At 73.1% G+C, this 22,518-nt stretch carries 12 protein-coding genes; 3 read left to right on the forward strand and 9 right to left on the reverse strand.

Annotated elements, in window-relative coordinates; all coding sequences use genetic code 11:
- Window positions 1-37: 37 nt before the first annotated feature.
- From ACFV8T_RS36990 to ACFV8T_RS37005, 4 genes are all read right to left on the reverse strand, one after another.
- Window positions 38-1,432 carry a dipeptidase gene (locus tag ACFV8T_RS36990; RefSeq protein ID WP_385336116.1) on the reverse strand — a complete coding sequence of 465 codons (1,395 nt, stop codon included), beginning with the start codon at window positions 1,430-1,432 and terminating at the stop codon, window positions 38-40.
- A gap of 81 nt (window positions 1,433-1,513) precedes the next feature.
- Window positions 1,514-5,008 (reverse strand): UvrD-helicase domain-containing protein, encoded by a 3,495-nt coding sequence (locus ACFV8T_RS36995; protein WP_385336118.1) that lies wholly within the window; start codon window positions 5,006-5,008, stop codon window positions 1,514-1,516.
- Window positions 5,009-5,070: 62 nt separating this feature from the next.
- Window positions 5,071-8,517: an ATP-dependent helicase gene (locus tag ACFV8T_RS37000; RefSeq protein ID WP_385336120.1), complete on the reverse strand. Its 3,447-nt coding sequence runs from the start codon at window positions 8,515-8,517 to the stop codon at window positions 5,071-5,073.
- A 341-nt stretch (window positions 8,518-8,858) separates the two neighbouring features.
- The gene (locus ACFV8T_RS37005; protein ID WP_385336122.1) at window positions 8,859-9,278 is read right to left on the reverse strand and encodes an MGMT family protein; all 420 of its coding nucleotides are present in this window, start codon (window positions 9,276-9,278) and stop codon (window positions 8,859-8,861) included.
- A 221-nt stretch (window positions 9,279-9,499) separates the two neighbouring features.
- On the opposite strand from ACFV8T_RS37005, the gene ACFV8T_RS37010 reads away from it, so the two are divergent.
- The 3 genes from ACFV8T_RS37010 to ACFV8T_RS37020 all read left to right on the forward strand — a co-directional run bounded on the left by ACFV8T_RS37010 (window position 9,500) and on the right by ACFV8T_RS37020 (window position 15,807).
- Complete coding sequence (locus tag ACFV8T_RS37010) at window positions 9,500-12,325, forward strand: lysylphosphatidylglycerol synthase domain-containing protein (protein WP_385336124.1); 2,826 nt, start codon at window positions 9,500-9,502, stop codon at window positions 12,323-12,325.
- A gap of 118 nt (window positions 12,326-12,443) precedes the next feature.
- A complete protein-coding gene (locus ACFV8T_RS37015) occupies window positions 12,444-14,048 on the forward strand; it encodes an alpha/beta hydrolase (RefSeq protein ID WP_385336126.1) in 1,605 nt (534 codons plus the stop codon).
- Between the two features lie 178 nt (window positions 14,049-14,226).
- Window positions 14,227-15,807, forward strand: coding sequence for an alpha/beta hydrolase (locus tag ACFV8T_RS37020; RefSeq protein ID WP_385336128.1), 1,581 nt, complete (start codon window positions 14,227-14,229; stop codon window positions 15,805-15,807).
- Between the two features lie 69 nt (window positions 15,808-15,876).
- Here the strand turns inward: ACFV8T_RS37020 and moeZ are convergent, their stop codons facing one another.
- The 5 genes from moeZ to ACFV8T_RS37045 all read right to left on the reverse strand — a co-directional run bounded on the left by moeZ (window position 15,877) and on the right by ACFV8T_RS37045 (window position 22,412).
- The gene (gene moeZ / locus ACFV8T_RS37025; RefSeq protein WP_266414620.1) at window positions 15,877-17,055 is read right to left on the reverse strand and encodes an adenylyltransferase/sulfurtransferase MoeZ; all 1,179 of its coding nucleotides are present in this window, start codon (window positions 17,053-17,055) and stop codon (window positions 15,877-15,879) included.
- Window positions 17,056-17,140: 85 nt separating this feature from the next.
- The gene (locus tag ACFV8T_RS37030) at window positions 17,141-17,971 is read right to left on the reverse strand and encodes a spherulation-specific family 4 protein (protein ID WP_385336130.1); all 831 of its coding nucleotides are present in this window, start codon (window positions 17,969-17,971) and stop codon (window positions 17,141-17,143) included.
- Window positions 17,959-18,924, reverse strand: a complete 966-nt coding sequence (locus ACFV8T_RS37035) for an NAD(P)-dependent oxidoreductase (protein WP_072483872.1) — start codon at window positions 18,922-18,924, stop codon at window positions 17,959-17,961. The genes ACFV8T_RS37030 and ACFV8T_RS37035 overlap by 13 nt, the downstream gene beginning before the upstream one ends.
- A gap of 154 nt (window positions 18,925-19,078) precedes the next feature.
- Window positions 19,079-20,332, reverse strand: coding sequence for a hypothetical protein (locus ACFV8T_RS37040; RefSeq protein WP_385336132.1), 1,254 nt, complete (start codon window positions 20,330-20,332; stop codon window positions 19,079-19,081).
- A 247-nt stretch (window positions 20,333-20,579) separates the two neighbouring features.
- Window positions 20,580-22,412, reverse strand: a complete 1,833-nt coding sequence (locus ACFV8T_RS37045; protein ID WP_385336177.1) for a glycosyltransferase — start codon at window positions 22,410-22,412, stop codon at window positions 20,580-20,582.
- Between the last annotated feature and the right edge of the window lie 106 nt (window positions 22,413-22,518).

Consider the following 22,518-nt stretch of genomic DNA (forward strand, 5'->3'; position numbering starts at 1 on the left):
TCCTACTCCCCCGGGATGGATCGGGTGTTCAGAGGATTCAGCGGAGTGCGGCGGCCAGTTCGCCCCAGAGGTGGGCGGTCGTCTCCACGCCCTTGAGCAGAAGGTCGAGCTCGACCTTCTCGTTGGGGGCGTGCCAGCCGTCGGACGGTACGGAGATGCCCAGGAAGAGGACGGGTGCGCCGAGCACGTCCTGGAGGTCGGCGGCGGGTCCCGAGCCCCCTTCGCGGGTGAAGAGGATCTTCTGGCCGAAGGCCCGTCCCATGGCGCGGGCCACGGCCTGCAGGGCGGGGTGGTCCAGCGGGGTCAGACAGGGGCGGGTGGCCGGGGCGAAGGTGATCCGGTGCCCCACACCGGCCGGGACCTGCTCCTCGGCCCAGGCCCGGACCACCTGCTGGATCCGGTCCGGGTCCTGGCCCGCGACCAGCCGGAAGCTGATCTTCACCAGGGCGGAGCCCGGGATGATCGTCTTGCTGCCGGCGCCCTGGTAGCCGCCGCCGATGCCGTTGACCTCGGCGGTGGGGCGGGCCCAGATGCGTTCCAGGGTGGAGTAGCCGGTCTCGCCCGATGCCGCGCGGGACTTGGCGGTGCGCAGCCAGGTGGCCTCGTCGAAGGGCAGCTCGGCGAAGAGCGCGCGTTCGGTGTCGGTGAGTTCGGCCACACCGTCGTAGAAGCCGGGGATCGCGACCCGGCCGTCCGCGTCGTGCAGCGCGGCGACGAGCCGGGCGACGGCGGTCGCCGGGTTGGGGACCGCGCCGCCGAACGATCCGGAGTGGATGTCCTGCTCGGGGCCGTACAGCTCGATCTCGCACTCGGCCAGGCCGCGCATGCCGGTGCAGACCGTGGGGGTCGACTCGTCCCACATGCCGGTGTCGGAGACGATCACGGCGTCGGCGGCGAGCCGGCCGGCCCGCTCCTCGACCAGGGCGCGGAAGTTCGGCGAGCCGGACTCCTCCTCACCCTCGATCAGGAGCTTGAGGTTGACGGCGGGGGCGGTGCGGCCGGTGGTGGCGAGGTGGGCGCGGACGCCGAGTGTGTGGAAGAACACCTGCCCCTTGTCGTCGGCGGCGCCCCGCCCGTACATCCGGCCGTCGCGGATCACCGGCTCGAACGGGTCGGTGTCCCAGCCGTCCTCGCGGGCGGCGGGCTGCACGTCGTGGTGTCCGTAGACGAGGACGGTCGGGGCGTCCGGGTCGTCGGACGGCCAGTGGGCGAAGACCGCGGGGGCGCCGGGCGTCTCCCAGATCTCGGTGACCGGGAAGCCGGTCTCCCCGAGCTTGGCGGACAGCCACTCGGCGCTGCGCCGTACGTCCCCGTCGTGCTCCGGCTGGGCGGATACGGACGGGATGCGCAGCCAGGCGGCAAGGTCGTCCAGGAAGGCTGTGCGGTGCTGCTCGGTGTACGTACGGACGGCGCTGTCCGGGGTGTCGCTCATGGCCTTGAGCCTAGTGCCTCGCCCCATGGGGTCCGCCCGCCCGCGGTGGCCGGGGGCGGCCGTGATCCGCCGGACAAGGCCCTACGCCGTGGGCGGCGGCTCGTCCAGCAGGATCCGTTCCAGTTCCGCCCGGCCCGGGAGGCGGGCGGGGTGGACGGTCTCGCCGCTGCGCACGTACAGGAACGTGGCGGTGACGTCGGTGAGCGGCAGATCGTGCAGCTCCGCCCAGGCCAGACGGTAGACCGCGAGCTGGAGGGGGTCGGCGGTGTTGGTGCGGGTGGTCTTCCAGTCGACGATCTCGTACGTGTCCCCGGTGCGGTACACCGCGTCGATGCGGCCCCGGATCACCCGGCCGGCCAGGGTGATCTGGAACGGCGTCTCGACGCGGTACGGGGTGCGGCGGGCGTACGGGGTGCGCTCAAAGGCCTCCTTGAGCGCGGCGAGCTCGCGCTCGTCGGCGATCTCGGCGTCGTTCTCGTCACCGCCGGGCAGCTCGTCGGGCCCGAGCATCGGCAGCGGCAGCTCCTCGAAACGGGACTCCACCCAGGCGTGGAAGCGGGTGCCCCGGCGGGCCGCCGGCTGCGGCGGCCGTGGCATGGGCCGGGCCAGTTCCTGGGCGAAGCCGTCGGGGTCGTCGGCGAGGCGCAGCAGCTGGGTGGCGGAGAGCGACGCGGGTACGAGGACGTCGCGCACGGTGGCGCGGGCGCGGCGCAGTTCGCCGGTGAGGGCGTCGAGGTCGCGGTCCCAGGAGGCGAGGGTGCGGGCTTCCTCGGGGGTGAGCCGGTGCGCCCCGGCGGGCTCGGGGGTGCGGGCCGCGGGGACGTGCGGCGTGGGGGCGGGGGGTGCGGAGGTGCGGGCGGGAGGGGGCTCCGTCGACAGCGCGTCCCAGTCGTCGGCCTCGTCGTCGGCGTACGGGAACGGGTCGTCCTCCGGGAACGGAGCCTCGTCGGGGTACGCCTCGTCGGCGGGAAACGGGGCGTCGGCGTTTCGGTCGTCGTAGGAGTCGGCGTACGGCTCCCGGGCGTCGGGCAGCGCCTCGTACGCGTCCGGTGCGCCCCCTGTCGTGGCCAGGGCCGCCAGGTGCGCCATCACCGTGTCCGCGGCGGCCCGGCGGCGGGTCAGCGCGGTGTCGTCCAGCGGAAGCGGCCAGGCGTGGTCGGCGGCCGTCCCGTCGAGCGCCGGGTTCTCCTCGTCCTCGGCCGGTTCGTCGGCCCAGACCTCGATCTCGCCGTGCCCGGCCGCGCAGTGCTCGTACAGCGCGTGCAGGAAGCCGGACGGGCCGCGCGGCTTCTTCTGGGACGGGCCCCACCAGTGGCCGGAGCCGAGCAGCAGGGTGCGGGGTCTGGTGAAGGTGACGTATCCCAGGCGGAGCTCCTCGGTGTGCTGGTGCTCCTTCATCTCCTCCTTGAACGCCTTGAGCCCCTTGGCGTCCCAGGAGTGGACATCGGGGAGGGTCGCCCGGTCCCCGCGCAGGGCGTGCGGGAGGACCTTGGACTGGGCGGTCCAGGCGTCGCGGGACTGGCCGCTGGGGAACTGGCCGGTGACCAGGCCGGGCACCGCGACGACATCCCACTCCAGGCCCTTGGACTTGTGGGCGGTGAGGACCTTGACGGTGTTCTCGCCGCCGGGCAGGGCGTTGTCCAGGCCCTTCTCGTACTGGACGGCGGTGCGCAGGAAGCCGAGGAAGGCGAGGAGGGTGGCCTCGCCGTCGACGGCGGCGAAGCGGGCCGCGACGTCGAGGAAGTTGGCGAGGGTCTCGCGGCGGCGGGCGGCCAGGGCCTGCGGCGACGCGGAGAGCTCGACCTCCAGGCCGGTGGTGGCGAGGACCCGGTGCAGCACGTCCATCAGCGGGTCGGCCAGCGAGCGGCGCAGGTCGCGCAGCTCGGCGGCGAGGCGGGCGAAGCGGATGCGGGCCTCGGTGGAGAACGGAAGTCCGTCGTCCTCCTCGCCGCCCGATTCGAGGAAGGTGTCCAGCGCGTCGGCGAGCGAGATCACTTCGGCCGGGTCGATGCCCTCGACGGCCTCGGCGAGACGGCGGTCGGGGTCGAAGTCGTCGTCGGCGTGGGCCGCGCGGTGGACGAGGAGCCGGGCGCGGCGGCCGAGCAGGGCCAGGTCGCGGGGGCCGATCCGCCAGCGGGGACCGGTGAGCAGCCGGACCAGGGAGGCGTTGGCGCCCGGGTCCTGGAGCACCTCGCAGACCGCGACGAGGTCGGCGACCTCGGGCAGGTGCAGCAGCCCGGACAGGCCGACGACCTCGACCGGGATGTCGCGGGCCACCAGCGCGGCCTGGATCTCCGGGAAGTCGCCCGCGGTGCGGCACAGGACGGCGATCTCGCCGGGTGCCTTGCCGGTCCGCACCAGATGGGCGATCGAGTCGGCGAGCCAGTCGATCTCCTCGGCGTGGGTACGGAGCAGCGCACAGCGGACGGTGCCGTCGCGCTCGGCGCCGGGGGCGGGGCGCAGCGCCTCGACGCCTTCGTGCATGGCGCGCAGGGGTGCGGCGAGGCCGTTGGCGAGGTGCAGGAGCCGGCCGCCGCTGCGGCGGTTCTCGCTGAGGGAGAAGCGGGTGGCGGGGGTGCCGTCGGCGTGCGGGAAGTGGAGCGGGAAGTCGTCGAGGTTGGCGACGGACGCGCCGCGCCAGCCGTAGATCGCCTGGCAGGGGTCGCCTACGGCGGTGACGGCGTGCCCGGTCGTGCCCCCGGGGCCGCTGCCGAAGAGGGCGGAGAGCAGCAGGCGCTGGGCGACGGAGGTGTCCTGGTACTCGTCGAGCAGCACGACCCGGAATTCGTCGCGCAGGATCGTGCCGACCTCGGGACGGGTGAGGGCCAGTTCGGCGGAGAGCGCGATCTGGTCGCCGAAGTCGAGGAGGTCGCGGCTCTTCTTGGCGTCGCGGTAGCGCCGGGTCAGCCGGAGCAGTTCGCGGCGGGCCTCGGCGGTCTCGGGGATCCGGCGCAGCTCGGCGTTGCTGAGCCGGGCCGATGCGAGCGTGCTCAGCAGGCCGGTGTCGTACTCGGCGAGCTGTTCGGGGCGTACGAGGTGTTCGGCGAGCTCGGCGTCGAGGGCCAGCAGATCGCTGACGAGGGTGGGGAACGACCTGGTCAGGGCCGGGTAGGGGCCCGGGGCCTCGCGCAGCACGCGGGCGGCGAGCTGGTAGCGGGTGGCGTCGGCGAGGAGGCGCGTGGTGGGTTCGAGTCCGATGCGCAGCCCGTGCTCGGTGAGGAGCCGGCCGGCGAACGCGTGGTACGTGGAGATGCTGGGCTCGCCCGGGGGGTTGTCCGGGTCGATGGCGTCCGGATCGGTGACCCCGGCCGCGATCAGGGCCTTGCGGACGCGCTCGGCGAGCTCACCGGCCGCCTTGTTGGTGAAGGTGAGCCCGAGGACCTGCTCGGGGGCGACCTGGCCGGTGCCCACCAGCCACACCACGCGCGCCGCCATCACCGTGGTCTTCCCGGACCCGGCTCCGGCCACGATCACCTGCGGGGCGGGCGGCGCGGTGATGCAGGCCGTCTGCTCCGGGGTGAACGGGATCCCGAGGAGCTCCTTGAGCTGCTCGGGGTCGGTGATACGTGAGGACACTCCAGAGAGGCTAACCGGACACACCGACAACCTGCCGGGCCGGCGGAGGTCCGGCGCCCCGCTCACTCCAGGATGTGACGGCCCTCCGGCTGTGCGCTGCACGAGGCCCGGAAGGCGCAGTGCGTGCAGTGCTGGCCGGTCGTGGGGGTGAAGCGTTCGTCCAGGACCCGCCCCGCGGCGGTGGCCAGCAGGTCGGGGACCCATTCACCGGCGAGGGGTTCCTGCGCCTGCACCTTGGGGAGGGCTTCGCCGCCCTCCTTCTTGGCGGCGGGCTGGCGCAGCTGTACGAGTTCGGCGCCGCCGGGCTCGGGTCGGCGGCCGTCGAAGACCTCGTCGACCGCGCCTTCCCGGACGGCCAGCTGGTACACGGCGAGCTGGGGGTGGCGGGCGACCTCGTCCCTGGTCGGGGACTGCTTGCCGGTCTTGAAGTCGACGACGTAGGCCCGGCCCTCGGCATCCTGCTCGACCCGGTCCATGGAGCCCCGGATGCGCACCTGGTACTCCCCCGCCTCCAGCGTCACGTCGAAGTCGTGCTCGCTCGCGGCGGGGGTGCGGCCGGTGCGGTCCATGACGTGCCAGCGCAGGAAGCGTTCGAGGGCGGCCCGTGCCTGTTCCTTCTCCTGCCGGGACTTCCAGGGGGCGTCGAAGACGAGGCCGTCCCAGACCGAGTCCAGCCGCTCCATCAGGACGGCGAGATCGGCGGGGGTCCGTCCGGAGGCCACCTCGTCGGCGAGTACGTGGACGACGTTGCCGAAGCCCTGGGCCGCCGTCGCCGGGGCGTCCGCCTTCACCTCGCGGCCCAGGAACCACTGGAGCGCGCAGGTGTTGGCGAGCTGGTCGAGCGCGCTGCCGGAGAGGGCCACGGGCTGGTCCCGGTCACGGAGCGGGACGGCGGAGCGGGTCGGTTCGTACAGGCCCCACCAGCGGTAGGGATGGGCCGCGGGTACGAGCGGCTGGCCCTCGTCGTCGGTGAGCGCGGCAAGCCGGGCGAGGCGGCGGGCGGCTTCCTCGCGCAGGGCGTCGGAGGCCTCGGGGTCGACGGTGGTGGCGCGGAGTTCGGCGACGAGCGCGGCGACGGCGAGCGGGCGGCGCGGCCGGCCGGTGACATCGCGCGGTTCGGCGCCGAGCTCGGTGAGGAAGCGGGACGGCTGGTCGCCGTCGTCGGCGGGTGCCTTCACCGCGGTGACGACGAGCCGTTCGCGGGCGCGGGTCGCCGCGACGTAGAAGAGCCGGCGCTCCTCGGCGAGGAGGGCGCCGGGAGTGAGCGGTTCGGCCAGGCCGTCGCGGCCGATCCGGTCCGCCTCCAGCAGCGAACCGCGGCGGCGCAGGTCCGGCCAGAGCCCCTCCTGCACACCCGCGACGACGACGAGGCGCCACTCCAGGCCCTTGGAGCGGTGCGCGGTCATCAGCCGTACGGCGTCGGGGCGCACCGCGCGCCTGGAGAGGGTGTCGGCGGCGATGTCCTGGGCGTCGACCTCCTCCAGGAAGTTGAGCGCGCCGCGCCCGCCGGTGCGTTCCTCGGCGCGGGCCGCGGTGTCGAAGAGCGCGCAGACGGCGTCGAGATCGCGGTCGGCGTTGCGGCCGCCCGCGCCGCCGCGCAGAGCGGCGCGCTCCAGTCGGCCCGGCCACGGGGTGCCTGCCCACAGCGCCCACAGCGCCTCCTCCGCGGTGCCGCCGCCTTCGAGCAGCTCGCGCGCCTTGCGCAGGAGCGCGCCGAGGCGCTGGGCGCCGCGGGCGTACGCCGGATCGTGCGCGACGAGCCGTTCGGGCTCGGCGAGCGCGCGGGCCAGCAGGTCGCCGGAGGGTGCCGGTACGCGGTTCCCGGCGGCCCGCTCCTCGTCGCGCAGGGCCCGGCCGAGGCGGCGCAGGTCGGCCGCGTCCATGGAGCCGAGGGGGGAGGCGAGCAGGGCCAGGGCGGTCTCGGTGTCCAGCCAGGAGGGCACCTCCGCACTGTCGCCCTCCGTCGCCGAAGCGCCCTGCGAATCCGCGCCTTCGCCCGCCACCACCGAAGCCCTCTGCGAATCCGCGCCTTCACCCTCCGCCGCCGAAGCCTCCTCTTCCTCCTCCGCGCCCGGCGCACCCCGGCGCAGAGCCGCCGTGGCGACCGCGCGCAGGGCTGTCAGGAGCGGGGCCACCGCCGGTTCGTGGCGCAGGGGAAGGTCGTCCCCGTCGACCTCCAGGGGGACGCCCGCCGAGGTCAGGGCCCGGCGCAGCGAGGGGATCGTGCGGCCTCCGGCCCGTACGAGCACCGCCATCTCGTTCCACGGGACGCCGTCCTCCAGGTGTGCCCGGCGCAGCAGATCGGCAATGTTGTCGAGCTCGGTGGACGCGGTCGGATAGGTGTACGCCTCCACGCTGCCGCCCTCGCGGACCGCGGCGAGCTCCCGGTGGGCGCGGACCTTCGCCGAGGGCAGCCGGGTCAGCGGCATCCGGCGGGTGAGCAGCCGGGTGGCGGCCAGCAGCCGTCCGGCGGAACGCCGCGAGGTGGTGAGCACGCCGACCGGCGCCGGGGCACCGTCCGCCCGCCGGAACGTGTCCGGGAAGTCGAGGATGCCGTTCACATCGGCGCCCCGGAACGCGTAGATCGACTGGTCCGGGTCGCCGAAGGCGATCAGGTCCCGGCCGCCCCCGGCCCCCGGGGCGCTCCCCCGGTTGCCGGCCAGCGCGTGCAGCAGCCGGACCTGCGCCGGGTCCGTGTCCTGGTACTCGTCCACGAACACCGCGTCGTACTCCCCCGCGAGCAGGGCCGACACCTCGGGGCGCTCCGCGAGCAGCACGGCCCGGTGCACCAGCTCCGCGTAGTCGAGCACCCCCTGCCCGTCCAGCACGTCCAGGTACTCGGCGAGGAACTCGGCGGCGGCGCCCCAGTCGGGCCGCCCGGTGCGGCGGGCGAAGGCGGCCAGCGCGTTTGGCCCCAGGCCCAGCTCACGGCTGCGGGCCAGCACCGCTCGCACCTCGTCGGCGAAGCCACGCGTGGTCAGACAGGCCCGCAGCTCGTCGGGCCAGCGGATGTGCGCGAAGCCGTCCCGCTCCAGTTCGAGCTGGCCGGCGAGCAGCTCGCGGACGGTGACGTCCTGCTCCGGTCCGGAGAGCAGCCGCATCGGTTCGGCGAAGAGGTCGGCGTCCTGGTGGGCGCGGACCAGTGCGTAACAGAAGGAGTGGAACGTGGTCGCCTGCGGACCGCGGGCGGCGCCGAGCCGGGCGGCCATCCGGTCGCGCAGCTCCACGGCGGCCTTGCGGCTGAAGGTGAGCACCAGGATGCCCGCCGGGTCGCCGCCCCGTGCGATGCGTGCGGCGACCGCCTCGACGAGCGTGGTCGTCTTGCCGGTGCCGGGTCCGGCGAGCACTAGGAGCGGGCCGCCGGGGTGATCAACCACCGCACGTTGCGCTGCGTCCAGGAGAGGAGGGTCCACGGAGCCCGGCGGGGTGCGCACCAGTCGGTACGCGCCCGCGGACCGCTGTCGTGTTCGACGGTGCGGACTGTGCCGGGTGAAGGAGGAGGAGCTCACGTGGATCGCCGGTCCTGGTGGGTGTACTGATGATGAGGGTGCGGTGCGCGCCGCGAACCTACGAAGCTACGCCAGCGCGGGCGCGATCCGGGACGAGTGCGCTGCGTGCCTCGTCACGTTCCGGGGCGCGGAGGCCGTCGCGGGTCCGGTCCTGCGGCCGGCCGTGCTTTCCGTCACTCCGCGCGGCCACGGTCCCGTCGCGTCACATGCCACGGACTCGGCCGCGGATCACTTTCCGTGCACCCTTGATCACTTCCGGTAAGCCCTGGATCACTTCCGGGAAGTCGGGTACGTCGTACGGCCCCGGTGCCGCCCCCTGTGCCGCCGGATGGCCGAAGCTGTCAGATGTGAGCACCTCCGCCCCTGTCCCGGTCCGCGCCCCCGTCCGCGGTGACGCCGTCCCACCGTGCCCGCTTCATGTCGAGGCGCGGCAGATGGCCCTCCGCGCCGCTCGACGCCTCACGCAGCGGGGTGCCCTCCGCGCGGTAGTGGTCCAGTGCCCGCAGCTCGTGGCCGGGGAGCAGCGCCCCGTCGGCGCGCACCACGCGCCACCACGGCACCGCGGCCCCGTACAGCGACATGACCCGGCCGACCTGGCGCGGACCGCCCTCGCCCAGCCACTCGGCGACATCGCCGTATGTCATGACGCGGCCGGGCGGGATCAGCTCGGCGACATCGAGCACGCGCTCCGCGTACTCCGGCAGTGCGTGGCTCGTGCGGTCGTCACTCGTCCCGTCGCCGCTCGTGCGGTGTTGGCTCATCCGGTCCATCCTGCCGTACGCCACCGACATCCCGGCCCGGTCCGTGTGTGTCCGATCACAGGGCCTGCGGGCGGAAGCGAAGGGGCGTATCTTGCGCTTCCCATGTCCGTGCAGTGCACCCTGATGCGCCCCTGTGTCGCCGGGCCGTGCCACCATCGTGCGGGCGGTGACCGGTGATACGAGAACACGAAGACCAATCAGAGGCGACGAAGGAGCAGGGCGTGCAGCCACCGAAGGCGGCGGACGCCCCTGACGCCGAGCCGCAGCCGGACGCGTCCCGCGCGCCCGCCGGGAAGCCGGATGGCGAGCCCGGAAAGCCCCGTACCGAGCCCGTGGAACCCGCTGCCGAGCGCGGCGGGCGCCCCGAACATCCGGTCGGCTCGACGCTCTCGACCGCCGCGGAGGAGCAGGCCGAGCGCGTCTCGGGAGACGAACCGCTGCTCCCCGCCCGGGTGCACCGCCCCTCCGATCTCATGCGGCTCCTCATCGGGGTCCTGGCGGTCGTCGTCCTGTTCTCGATCGCCGCGTTCGCCCACGGCACGACCACCGGCCTCGAACAGGACATCAACAAAGGCACCGGCCAGGCGCCCGACATCCTGATCAAGATGGCGGGTCTGGTCTCCAGCATCGCCGTGCTGCTCGTCCCGGTCGCCTTCGCCATCGAGCGGCTGATCAAACGCGACGGGCTGCGGATCGCCGACGGGGTGCTCGCCGCCGTACTGGCCCACGGCGTCACGCTCGCCGCCGACCTCTGGGTCGCCAAGTCCGCCCCCGGCACCATCCAGGACGCCCTGACCCAGCCGCAGCCCGGTGACGCGCTCACCGACCCCGTGCACGGCTATCTCGCGCCGGTGATCGCCTATATGACGGCGGTCGGCATGGCGAGACGGCCGCGCTGGCGGGTCGTGCTGTGGGTGGTGCTGCTGCTCGACGCGTTCGCCATGCTGGTCGGCGGCTACACGACCCCGTTCTCGATCATTCTCACCGTGCTGATCGGCTGGACCGTCGCGTACGGCACGCTGTACGCGGTCGGCTCGCCGAACGTACGGCCGACCGGTCAGCATCTGATGGCCGGTCTGCGCCATGTCGGCTTCCGCCCGGTCAGCGCGATGCGCGCCGAGGACTCCCCCGACTCGGGCGACCAGAGCGACCGGGGGCGCCGCTATCTGGTCTCCCTGGAGGACGGGCCACCGCTCGATGTCACGGTCGTCGACCGCGAGCAGCAGGCCCAGGGCTTCTTCTACCGGGTGTGGCGCAGGCTCACCCTGCGCGGCATCACCCAGCGCCGCTCCATCCAGTCGCTGCGCCAGGCCCTGGAGCAGGAGGCGCTGCTTGCCTACGCGGCAATCGCCGCCGGAGCCAACGCGCCCAAGCTGATCGCCACGTCCGAGCTCGGACCCGACGCCGTGATGCTGGTGTACGAGCACATCGGCGGCCGTTCCCTGGACGCGCTGGAGGACTCGGAGATCACCGACGAGTTGCTGCACGGCGCCTGGCGTCAGGTGAAGGCGCTCCAGTCGCGCCGGATCGCGCACCGCAGGCTCACCGGCGACGCCATCCTGGTCGACCGTTCCGGCAAGGTGTTCGTCACCGATCTGCGCGGCGGCGAGATCGCGGCCGGTGATCTGGTCCTGCGGATGGATGTCGCCCAGCTGCTGACCACGACGGGTCTGCGGGTGGGCGCCGAGCGGGCCGTGGCCGGGGCGCTGGAGGTGCTCGGCCCCGACGCCGTCGCGGACTGCCTGCCGCTGCTCCAGCCCATCGCGCTGAGCCGCTCCACCCGGGCGGCCCTGCGACGGCTCGCCCGGGAGCGCTCGCAGCGGGAGCGCGAGGCGGTGCTGGAGGCGTCGGACGCGGCGAAGCGGGCCAGGACACACGAACACGGGACGCAGTCCGAGGCACCGGAGGGGACGGCCGCCACCGGCGCGGTCACCGACCACAGGACGGGCCGCAAGGCCGACCGCAAGGCGCTCCGCAACCAGAAGCAGGCCGAGAAACGCGCCCTGGACGACGCCCTCGAAGGGGCCCGCGAGGAGGATCTGCTCTCCCAGATGCGGCAGCAGGTGCTGCTGATCCGGCCGCAGGCACCGGTCGAACCGGTGCGTCTCGAACGCATCAAGGCCCGCACCCTGCTCAGCTGCATCGCCGGTGCGATCGCCGCGTACTTCCTCATCTCGCAGGTCACCCAGGCCGACTTCGGCGCGGTCGTCGAGCAGGCGGAATGGGGCTGGGTGGCGGCCGCGGTCGCCTTCTCCGCCCTCAGCTACGTGGCGGCGGCGATGAGCCTGCTGGGCTTCGTGCCGGAGCGGGTGTCGTTCGGCAAGACGGTGCTGGCGCAGGTCGCCGGGTCCTTCGTGAAGATCGTCGCCCCGGCCGCCGTCGGCGGTGTGGCGCTGAACACCCGCTTCCTGCAACGGGCCGGGGTACGCCCGGGGCTCGCCGTGGCGAGCGTCGGCGCCTCGCAGCTGTTCGGTCTCGGCTGCCACATCCTGCTGCTGGCGGCCTTCGGCTATCTGACCGGTACGGAGAAGACCCCGTCCTCGCTCACCCCGTCCAGGACGGTCATCGCCGGACTGCTGACGGTCGCCGTGCTGGTGCTGGTGGTGACGGCGGTCCCGTTCCTGCGGAAGTTCGTGGTGACGCGGGTGCGGTCGCTGTTCGCCGGAGTCGTACCGCGCATGCTCGACGTGGTCCAGCGGCCGCAGAAGCTGCTGACCGGCATCGGTGGAATGCTGCTGCTGACCGGTCTGTTCGTGATGTGCCTGGACGCCTCGGTGCGGGCGTTCAGCGGTCCGGACGTGCCGCATCTCAGCTATGCCAGCATCGCGGTGGTATTCCTCGCCGGCAACGCGCTGGGGTCGGCGGCGCCCACCCCGGGCGGAATGGGCGCGGTCGAGGGCGCGCTGACCCTGGGTCTGATCGCGGTCGGCCTGCCGAAGGAGGTCGCGGCACCCGCCGTGCTGCTGTACCGCCTGCTGACGCTGTGGCTGCCGGTGCTTCCCGGCTGGCTCTGCTTCAACCATCTGACCCGCAAGGGCGAGCTCTGACGCCCCCTCAGCCGCCGGGCGGGACCTTCAAGGCCAGTCGGGCGACGGCGGGGCCGCCCGCCACCCGCATGGACCGGTGCCCCGTGCAGCGACCGGTTTCCCGCCGCACCATGGGCCCATGAGGACCTCCCCTGCCCTGCGCGCCGCCGCCCTGGCCGCCGCCGTCACCGTGCTCCTGCCCATCACCGCCTGCTCGGAGAGCGGCAACAAGGACGACCCGGACGGGCCGCAGAGCTCACCGCTCGCCGCGAACGCCGCCGAGGCGAGCGGCAACGGCGACCTCGCTTCCCAGGAACTGACGTGGAAGCCCTGCCCCGCCCCGTCCCCGGCACAGGGCAGCGGAAAGGCGCCGTCCCCGCTGCCCGGCGGCACCCCCTGGGAGTGTTCGTTCATGCGGGCGCCGCTCGACTACGCGAAGCCCAGGGGCGAGACGGTCCAGCTGGCGCTGATCCGGGCCAGGGCCAAGAACCAGGACAAGCGGATCGGCTCCCTCATCTTCAATTTCGGCGGCCCCGGCGCCTCCGGTGTCGCCACCCTGCCCGCCTTCGGCACCGACTACGACAAGCTCCGCGCCCGCTACGACCTGGTCAGCTTCGACCCGCGCGGCGTGGGCCGCAGCGACGGTGTGGAGTGCGAGACCGACAAGCAGCTCGACGCCCGCTTCGAGACCGACGGCACCCCGGACACCAGCGCGGAGGTGAACGCCTTCGTCAAGAACACCAAGGCGTTCGCGCAGGCCTGCGAGAAGAACTCCGGCAGGCAGCTCCCGTACGTCGGCACCACCGATGCCGCCCGTGACATGGATCTGATGCGGCAGGTGCTCGGCGACAAGAAGCTGTACTACTTCGGCGTCTCGTACGGCACCCAACTGGGTGGCGTATACGCCCACTTGTTCCCGGAGAACGTCGGCAGGTCGGTACTGGACGCGGTGGTCGACCCGACGCAGGACTCCGAGCAGTCCTCGCTCGGCCAGGCCAAGGGCTTCCAGCTCGCGCTGAACAACTTCACCCAGGACTGCGTCGACCGGGGCGAAGCCTGCAAGCTGCCCGGTTCCACCTCGAAGGAGGTCGAGCAGGGGGTCGCCGGTCTTCTCGCCCAGCTGGGGAAGAAGCCGATCCAGGGGCTCGGTTCGCGTCAGCTGACGCAGACCCTGGCGACCACCGGCATCGCGGCCGCCCTCTACTCCAAGCAGACCTGGCCGCTGCTGGAAGAGGGACTGGACGAGGCCGACGGCGGCAACGGCGCGCTGCTCCTCGCCCTCGCCGACTCGCTGAACGGCCGTTCCGACAACGGCCAGTACGACAACTCGGTGGCCGCCAACACCGCCATCAACTGCGCCGACTCCAAGCAGCGGTTCACCGCGGACCAGACCGAGGCCAAGCTCCCCGAGTTCCGGTCCGCCTCGAAGATCTTCGGCGACTACCTGGGCTGGTCCCTGATGGCCTGCACCGGCTGGCCGGTGCCGGGTGCCTGGAAGACCCCGGACGTCAGCGCCCCGGGCGCGGCCCCCATCCTCGTCGTCGGCAACACCGGCGACCCGGCGACGCCGTACGGGGGTGCGAAGGCGATGGCGGACGCGCTGGGCAAGGGCGTCGGCGTCGAGATGACGTACGAGGGCCAGGGGCACGGCGCGTACAACAGCGGCAACGCCTGTGTGCAGAAGACCGTGGGCGGCTACCTGCTGGAGGGCAAGGTGCCGGCGGCCGGAACCGTCTGCACGTAGCGGCGTGTCCCCGGCGGACCCCCGGGGCCTTGTCCGGCTCCGGGGTCTTGCGTTTGGATCACCCCGCGAGCCCGGCCTGGTCCAGACGCAAGGCCCTAGCATGGGCGCACTTTCTGTACGCCGTAGGTACGGGCACATCTGTACGCCGCGAGTACAGGCACATCGGGAGGACGCACACGTGGTCGCACACGCACGCGCCGGGGCTCTGGCCGGCGCCGCACTTCTGCTGACGGGGCTGCTCGCGGGCTGCGGCGGAGGTACGGACGACAAGCCGGCCGACGGAACGGACCACGATGCCGCGCCCTCGGCCGGCCGTCCGTCCACCACGCCGGGCGGGCAGCCGGGCACCCCCCGACTGCCCGCGGCCCTCACCTCCCAGCGGCTGGACTGGAAGGGCTGCGAGGCCCGCGCCGGCGAGAGCGCGCCCGGGTCCGACTGGCGCTGCTCGACGGTCCGGGTGCCGCTGGACTACGCGAAGCCCGACGGCGAGACGATCGGGATCGCGCTGATCCGCAAGAAGGCCGGGAACACCAGCCGGCGCCTCGGCTCGATGCTGTTCAACTTCGGCGGCCCCGGCGGTTCGGGGGTCTCGACACTGCCGCGCGCCGCCGGCTCGTACGGCAACCTCAACTCCCGCTACGACCTGGTGGGCTTCGACCCGCGCGGGGTCGCGGGCAGCGAAGGGGTGAGCTGCCGCACCGACAAGGAGCAGGAGAACGCCTACCGGAAGGTCGACATGACCCCGGACACGGCGGCGGAGGAGGCGGCGTTCCTGAAGGACGGCGCGGACTTCGGCGCCGGCTGCGAGCGCCGCTCCGGCAAGGTCCTGCCGTACGTCGGCACGACGAACGCCGCCCGGGACATGGACCTGATCCGTGAGGTGCTCGGCGACAAGAAGCTCACCTATTTCGGCGTGTCGTACGGCACCGAACTCGGCGGCACCTACGCGCACCTCTTCCCCGAGAACGTCGGCCGGACCGTCCTGGACGCCGTCGTCGACCCGACCGCGGACACCATCGGGCATGCCCGCAACCAGGCGACCGGCTTCCAGCGGGCGCTGGAGAACTACCTCAAGGACCGCGGCCAGGACCCGAAGGCCGGGACCCGGCGCATCGCCCGGCTGCTGGAGCGGATCGACAAGAAGCCGCTGCCGACCACCTCGGGCCGCGAGCTCAACGACTCGCTGGCCGTCACCGGCATCGTCATGCCGCTCTACTCCAAGAGCAACTGGCCGTATCTGACGCAGGCGCTGGACGAGGCCGAGAAGAGCGGCACCGGGAACATGCTGCTCCAGCTGGCCGACTCGTACAACGGCCGTGACGAGAAGGGGCACTACGACACCCAGAACCACTCGCAGCGCGCCATCTCCTGCGCGGACAGCAGCCTCCGGCCGACGGCGGACGAGGCGAAGGCGCTCCTGCCGCAGTTCCGGAAGCTGTCCCCGGTGTTCGGCCCGTTCCTGGCGTGGGACACGGCGGGCTGGTGCTCGCAGTGGCCGGTGAAGGGTGAGCACGAACACCCGGAGGCGAGCGCGCCGGGCGCCGGTCCGATCCTGGTCGTCGGCACGACGGGTGACCCGGCGACGCCGTACGAGGGTGCCCGGAAGATGGCGGACGAGCTGGGCAAGGGCGTGGGCGTCCTGCTCAGCAACAAGGGCGAGGGGCACGGCGCGTACGGCGGGAACTCCTGCGTGACGTCGACCGTGGACGCGTACTTCCTCGACGGGATGGTCCCGGAGGACGGCAAGACCTGCTCGTAGGGCGGCCCGGAGGTACGGCGAAGGGGCCGGTCCGTGCGGACCGGCCCCTTCGCCGTACCAAAAGATGTCTCAGTACACGGGCTTCTCGGGCTCGATCTGGTTGACCCAGCCGATCACGCCGCCGCCCACGTGGACCGCGTCGGCGAAGCCCGCCGACTTGAGGACCGCGAGGACCTCGGCGCTGCGGACGCCCGTCTTGCAGTGCAGGACGATGCGCTTGTCCTGCGGGAGGTCCTGGAGGGCGTTGCCCATCAGGAACTCGTTCTTCGGGATCAGCTTCGCGCCCGGGATCGAGACGATCTCGAACTCGTTCGGCTCGCGGACGTCGATGATCTCGATCTTCTCGTCCGCGTCGATCCACTCCTTGAGCTGCTTGGGAGTGATCGTGGAGCCGAGCGCCGCCTCCTGGGCCTCCTCGGACACGACGCCGCAGAAGGCCTCGTAGTCGATGAGCTCGGTGACGGTGGGGTTCTCGCCGCAGACCGCGCAGTCGGGGTCCTTGCGGACCTTGACCTGGCGGTACTGCATCTCCAGGGCGTCGTAGATCATCAGCCGGCCGACCAGCGGGTCGCCGATGCCGGCGAGCAGCTTGATGGCCTCGTTGACCTGGATGGAACCGATCGACGCGCAGAGCACCCCGAGCACGCCGCCCTCGGCGCAGGAGGGGACCATGCCCGGCGGGGGCGGCTCCGGGTAGAGGCAGCGGTAGCAGGGGCCGTGCTCGGACCAGAAGACGGACGCCTGGCCGTCGAACCGGTAGATCGAGCCCCAGATGTACGGCTTGTTCAGCAGTACGGCCGCGTCGTTGACCAGATAGCGGGTGGCGAAGTTGTCCGTGCCGTCCACGATCAGGTCGTACTGGGCGAAGATGTCCATCACGTTGTCGGCTTCGAGCCGCTCCTCGTGAAGGACCACGTTCACGTACGGGTTGATGCCCAGCACCGAGTCCTTGGCGGACTCGGCCTTGGAGCGCCCGATGTCGGCCTGGCTGTGGATGATCTGGCGCTGCAGGTTCGACTCGTCGACCTCGTCGAACTCCACGATGCCGAGCGTGCCGACACCGGCCGCGGCCAGGTACATCAGGGCCGGCGACCCGAGACCGCCGGCACCGACACAGAGCACCTTCGCGTTCTTCAGCCGCTTCTGTCCGTCCATCCCGACATCCGGGATGATCAGGTGGCGGGAGTACCTGCGGACCTCGTCGACGGTGAGCTCAGCAGCTGGCTCGACCAGGGGTGGCAGCGACACAGGAACCTCAACAATGCAGGTGGTCGGTTTCTACGTACTTCATCTACGTACGGTTGTTCTTGCCGTAACACTGCCACGCCCCCTCTCATTCCGAGATACCAGGTCCGATCCGCGAGACAATTTCGTCCCAGTACCTGGGCAGCGCCGCGAATGGGTCCGTTTGTCCCTGTTGGCCGTCTCGATCCGTGAAGAAGATCGTGCCCGCGCCCTGCCAGCGGGCGATGCGCATGGCCTCTTCGAGGTGGGTGCGCGGAACGCCGTGGACGAAGTGCGCGAACCGCTCCGGCGGATACGAGGCGGTCCACTCCGCCACCTGCGACCAGCGGTAGTCGGTCCACGGTCCGCAGAAGGTGACGAGCTGGTCGGCGGCCTCGGCATAACCGGGATATGGATGGGTGCCCAGCCCGAGCACCAACGGCCCGATCCCCTCCCCGTACGGGCGGTCACCGCCTTCGAGGAGCGTCGCGAGGGTGCTGGTGAGACGGCGCACCGCCGGGAGGTGGACGCGCTCGGCCGGGCAGCGGCCGAGATAGAAGCCGTCGACGCGGTACCAGTCGAGGAACGACTGGGCGTCGGCGATCAGTTCCCCGAAGGGGCGGCTGCCGAAGGCCAGGTCGAGATGGCCGAGCAGCCGGCCGCCCGCCGCCCGTACCGAGTCCCGCTGATCGTCGCCGTGCACGGCCCGCTCGCGCGCGTTGCGGAGCCGGCCCGCGGCCTCCAGGCAGTGCGGATCGGGGCGGGCGCCGGGGCCGTTGTCGATGTTGAGGACGGCCCAGTGCAGCGGGGTGCCGGGGCGGGCCAGTTCGGCCCACTCGGTCGGCGCGAGCAGCGGATGCGCGTAACCGGGTACGCCGAAGCCGAACTGTTCGGCGCCGCTGGTCCGGCGGGCCGTGCCGGTGCTGGTCAGATACGGCATGCCGCCTCCATCCAGATGTCGGCGAGGGACTCCTCCAGATTGATCCGGGGACGCCAGCCGAGCCGGTCCCTGGCGGTGCGGACGTCCGCCTGCTGCCAGGCGCCGCAGCCGTCCGGATAGGGGGACGGGGTCGCCGAGAGGTGCTCGATGACCGACTCGGTCGAGGTGCGCGGGGCGCCGATGGGCAGCCGGGGCGGGGGCGCGTCGAGCTCGTGGAGTGCGCCCGCGTACCCGGCGACCCTGGCGAGGACGGCGGCCGCGTCCCGGAGCCGCACGGCGCGGCCGGTGCCGATGTTGACGACGCCCTGGGCGGCGGAGAGCGAGGCGGCGTGCACGGCGCGCGCGACATCGCGCACGTCCACGAAGTCGCGCTGCACGCCGAGGCCGCTGAGCTTCAGCTCGCCGTCGCCGGACTGCATGGCCCGGCGCATCGCCTCGGCGAGCCTGCCGAGCGGGGAACCGGCCGGGGTGCCCGGCCCGACCGGGGAGAAGACCCGCAGCACGACCGCGTCGAGGCCCGAGCCGAGGACGAGTTCGGTGGCGGCGAGTTTGCTGACGCCGTACGGGCCGCCGGGGCGCGGAATCGCGTCCTCGGCGGTGGACGAGCCGGGCTGCGAGGGCCCGTACTCCGACGAGCAGCCGACCTGGACGAGCCGGGCCGTGCAGCCGCTGCGCCGCATCGCCTCGCACACCGTGGCGACGGCGACGGTGTTGTGGCGGGTCAGATCGCGGGCCCCGCCGCGGGTGGCGCCCGCGCAGTTGACCACCACTCCGGGGTGGACGGCGTCCAGGAAGCGGGTCAGCGCGCCGGGGCTGCCGCTGGCGAGGTCGAACCGTACGTCGGCGTCGTCGCCCCGGCCGAGCGCCGTGAGGTGCACGGCGGGGTCGGCGAGCAGGCGGTCGGCCACGAACCGGCCGAGGAATCCGTTGGCTCCGAGCAGCAGCACCCTCATCGCGCGCCCCCTCGGCGCCGACGGCGAGCTGCCGGTGAAGGGGATTGGGGGGTCATGTCCGGTGTCTCCTTGAGGAAGTGAGATGCAGTGGCGGGCAATGACCCGCGGCGTCGGCTCCGCGGGGCGTGCGGTGGCAGTGGTACGGCTGTGGTGGTTACGCGGCGGCCGGGCCTTCATCGACCGGCCGGGCGGTGGTGTGGGCGGACGCCCGGGAGAGGACGACGGTGGCGGCGATCAGCAGTCCGAGCGCGGAGGCACCGCACGCGACGGCGGGTACGGATCCGGTGCCGGACACCATGACGAGGACGTCGACGGGGCGGGCGAGGAAGTGCAGACCGGGCAGCCGCCCGGCCAGGACCAGTGCGGGCGCCAGGGCCTCGACCGCACAGGCGACGGCCAGGCCGCCGGTGGCGAGCTCGGGGAACCCGTGCACGGTCAGCAGCCGGGCCAGCAGGAGCAGCACCCCGAGCGCGGCCGCCCCGCCGAACGCCCCGCCGCCCCCGTATCCCAGGTGGGCGAGGCAGAGCAGCCCGGCGAGGGCGCACAGGTGGAGTGCGACGGCCCCGAACAGCAGGGGGCGCACACCCGCGGCGAACTCCTCCAGGGCGCGGCTGCCGTTGAGCTTGCGGTGGGCGTGCAGGGAGAAGAGGTGGGCGCACCAGGTGGCCGGGGCGAGCGAGAGGGCCAGGCCCAGCAGCGGTGCCGGGGTGATCGCCCAGGGGCCCTCGGGGCCGCCGCTGAGCACCTGGTCGAGCAGCGGTTCGCCGTACAGGACGTAGCCGAGGAGCCAGCAGCCGTACACCTTGGCCGCGCCCGATGAGCGGCCTTCGGCGTGCAGGGGGCCGCTGCGCAGGCTGACGACGAGCCCGACGAGCGCGACGAGCGCTCCGGCGAGGGCGATCACGAGCCGTGCCCGGCCGCCGAGCGCTCCCTCGGTGAGCCCGAGCGTGCCGGCGGTCGCGACGCAGGCGGCGCCCGGCACCAGCGCGCGGAGCGACCAGGCGGTGCGTGTCGCGATGTCACGCTCCGGCGCGTCGGGCCCTGTTGCGGGATCCGCCGCCGCACCGGGTACCCGTGCGAACAGCTCCTCGGCGAGCGAGAAGACATCGCGGTGCCGGTAGCGGGCGGCGACGCGGTCGGTGACGCCATGGGCTTCGAGCCCGGCGGCGACCTCCAGCGGGTCGACGGCCCGTTCGCACAGCTCGCGGTGCCGGTGCATCAGCGATTTCACGGGGTCGGCGGGGCCGCGGCGCGAGGCATTGAGCCGACGCGCCGGAGCGGGGCGCGCGATCTCGGGGGCGCGGGAGAGCTCGGAGGAATCGGAGGACTCGGAGGAATCGGAGGACTCGGAGGACTCGGACAGCCCGTGCGCCTCGGGCGTCCCGTGCGCCTCAGGTGTCCCAGGCACCTCAGCCGCCTCAGCCGCCCCAGCCGCCCCAAGCATCTCGGAGGGCTCGGACGGCTCGTGCGTCCCGGGGTTCTCGGAGACCAGGGCCCGGGAGCGGAGGTCCCAGCTTCCTCCGGTGGTCGGTGTGGCGGGTGCGTCGGACACCTCGGTCGGGCCGCCCATGGTGATTCCTCCGTGATCGTCGCCGGCTGTGTCGGACCGCTCCGGCCCGCCGCCCCGGCCCGGTCCGGCCGTCTCCTGCCCCGGTTCACACATCGCCGCCACCCGCTCCCCGCGCTCCCGTGCAGACCGCCCGGGGCCCGGCGGCCCAGCTGGGCCTGCGGTCGGCCGTGACCGACAGGGCGAGGCCCGAGGCCGTCCACGGACCCAGGACATGCGCCTCCGGCGGGGTGGCGAACGGGCGCGGTTCCCCGTCGGCGTCCACCGCATCGGCTTCCGTGCGCACCGGGGCGTGCGAGATCAGCTCCAGGTAGATGCCGCGAAATGCCGCGAGATTCTGTTCGACGGTGAAGAGTTCGAGCGCGCGGGCGCGCGCCGCCGCTCCGAGCCGTGCACGGCGCTCGGGGTCCCGCAGCAGCGCGAGACAGGCATCGGCCAGCGCTCTGGGGTTGCGCGGGGGCACGACGAGCCCGGTGCCGCCGATGACCTCGACGACCGCGCCGACATCCGTCGACACCGTGGCCCTGCCGCAGAACATCGCCTCGACCAGACCGATCGGAAAACCCTCGACCACGCTGGACAGGACGACGACCCCGCCCGCCGCGTAGGCGTCCGGCAGATCGGGCACCTCGGCTCCGCCGATGTCCTCGAAGGAGACCGGGTTGTCGCCCACGGCATGGGCGTCCGCGGCCTCGTCGGGGAACAGTTGGGCGGCGAGCGCCCGGCAGTGCGCGAGATAGGTGGCGCCTTCCGGGCCCCGGGCCGGGGCGCCGACGATCCTCAGCCGGGCGTCCGGTTCGGCCTTCCGCACTTCCGCGAAGGCGTGCAGCAGCGCGATCAGGTCCTTGGCGGGCTCGATCCGGCCGACCCAGACCAGGGTGTCGTCGGGCCCGCTGTCGCCGCTCTCCCCCAGCGCCGTGAAGCGGTCGGACTCCATGCCGGGGTAGACGGTGCGCAGCTTCTCGCGGGCGGCTCCGCAGCGTTCCTGCCAGCGGCGGGCGTGGGCGTTTCCGGGGGTCACGATCGCGGCCTGCCGGTACACCTCGGTGGCGAGCCGCCCGTGGAAGTGGGCGAGCAGGGCGCGCACCGGCGCGTTCAGCGGGGTGCCGGTCGCCGCGAGGTAGTGCGCCCGCAATTGCGCGCCGTGCTCGGTCACCAGCAACGGCACCCCGAAGAAGCGTTTGGCCAGCAGCCCCGGCAGAGCGGCGGCGCCGCCGGACGTCGCGTGGCAGAGGTCGACCGCGCCGAGGCCCTCCTCGTCGTACCAGTCGAGCGAGAGCGGGCGGAGCACCCGGTCGAGCTCCCGGGCGAAGGCGAGGAGGTCGGGGACGGTGGCGGTCTGGACGGTGCGCCCGGTGCCCGGGGCGCGGCAGGCCGCTTCGAGTACGCGCACGGCGGTTTCGGAGCGGAGGGCCACGCCGAGTCCGCCGTGCTCGCGGGCCAGTTCGGCGAGTCCGTACAGGCCGTCCGTGAACTGCGCGTCCGCGGCAGCGGCGGCCGTCCGCCCTTCGCCGCCCGGTTCACCGGCACCCGCGCCCGCGCCGGCCCCCTCGTCCTCGCCGCCCGCCGCGCCGGCCGCGCAGACCGAGGCGGCGAGAGCCGCGAAGTGGGCCGTGAAGCGCTGCCGTTCGCGCCGTCCGTACGGGCGGGCGCCCCCTCCCGTCACCATCCGGTTGAGCAGCCCCTTGGGGACCCGGGTACCCAGGACGTCCTCGTCGGCCGTCCACAGCGGCGCCGTCCGCACCCGGCCGACCTGCATCGGGAGCGGGACCCAGCCCCGCGCCTCCTGCTCGGCGGAGCGGCTGAGTGCGAAGAGATCGAACTCGTGCTGCGCGAGCCCGCGCACCAGGCGGTCGCACCAGAGCCCGGACTCACCGGTCGCATACGGATATCCACCGTCGGTGAGGAGTCCGATCCGCACGAGCACACCCCCGATCTCCCTTGTGGGCGGCCGCCGTTGGAATGGCGGCTCACAGCGGGACGACCGTAAGCGGATACGCCGGTGGCGCGACGGACGGTTGTCCGTC

This window comes from Streptomyces sp. NPDC059832 (assembly GCF_042731715.1).
In the GTDB taxonomy this organism is placed as follows: domain Bacteria; phylum Actinomycetota; class Actinomycetes; order Streptomycetales; family Streptomycetaceae; genus Streptomyces.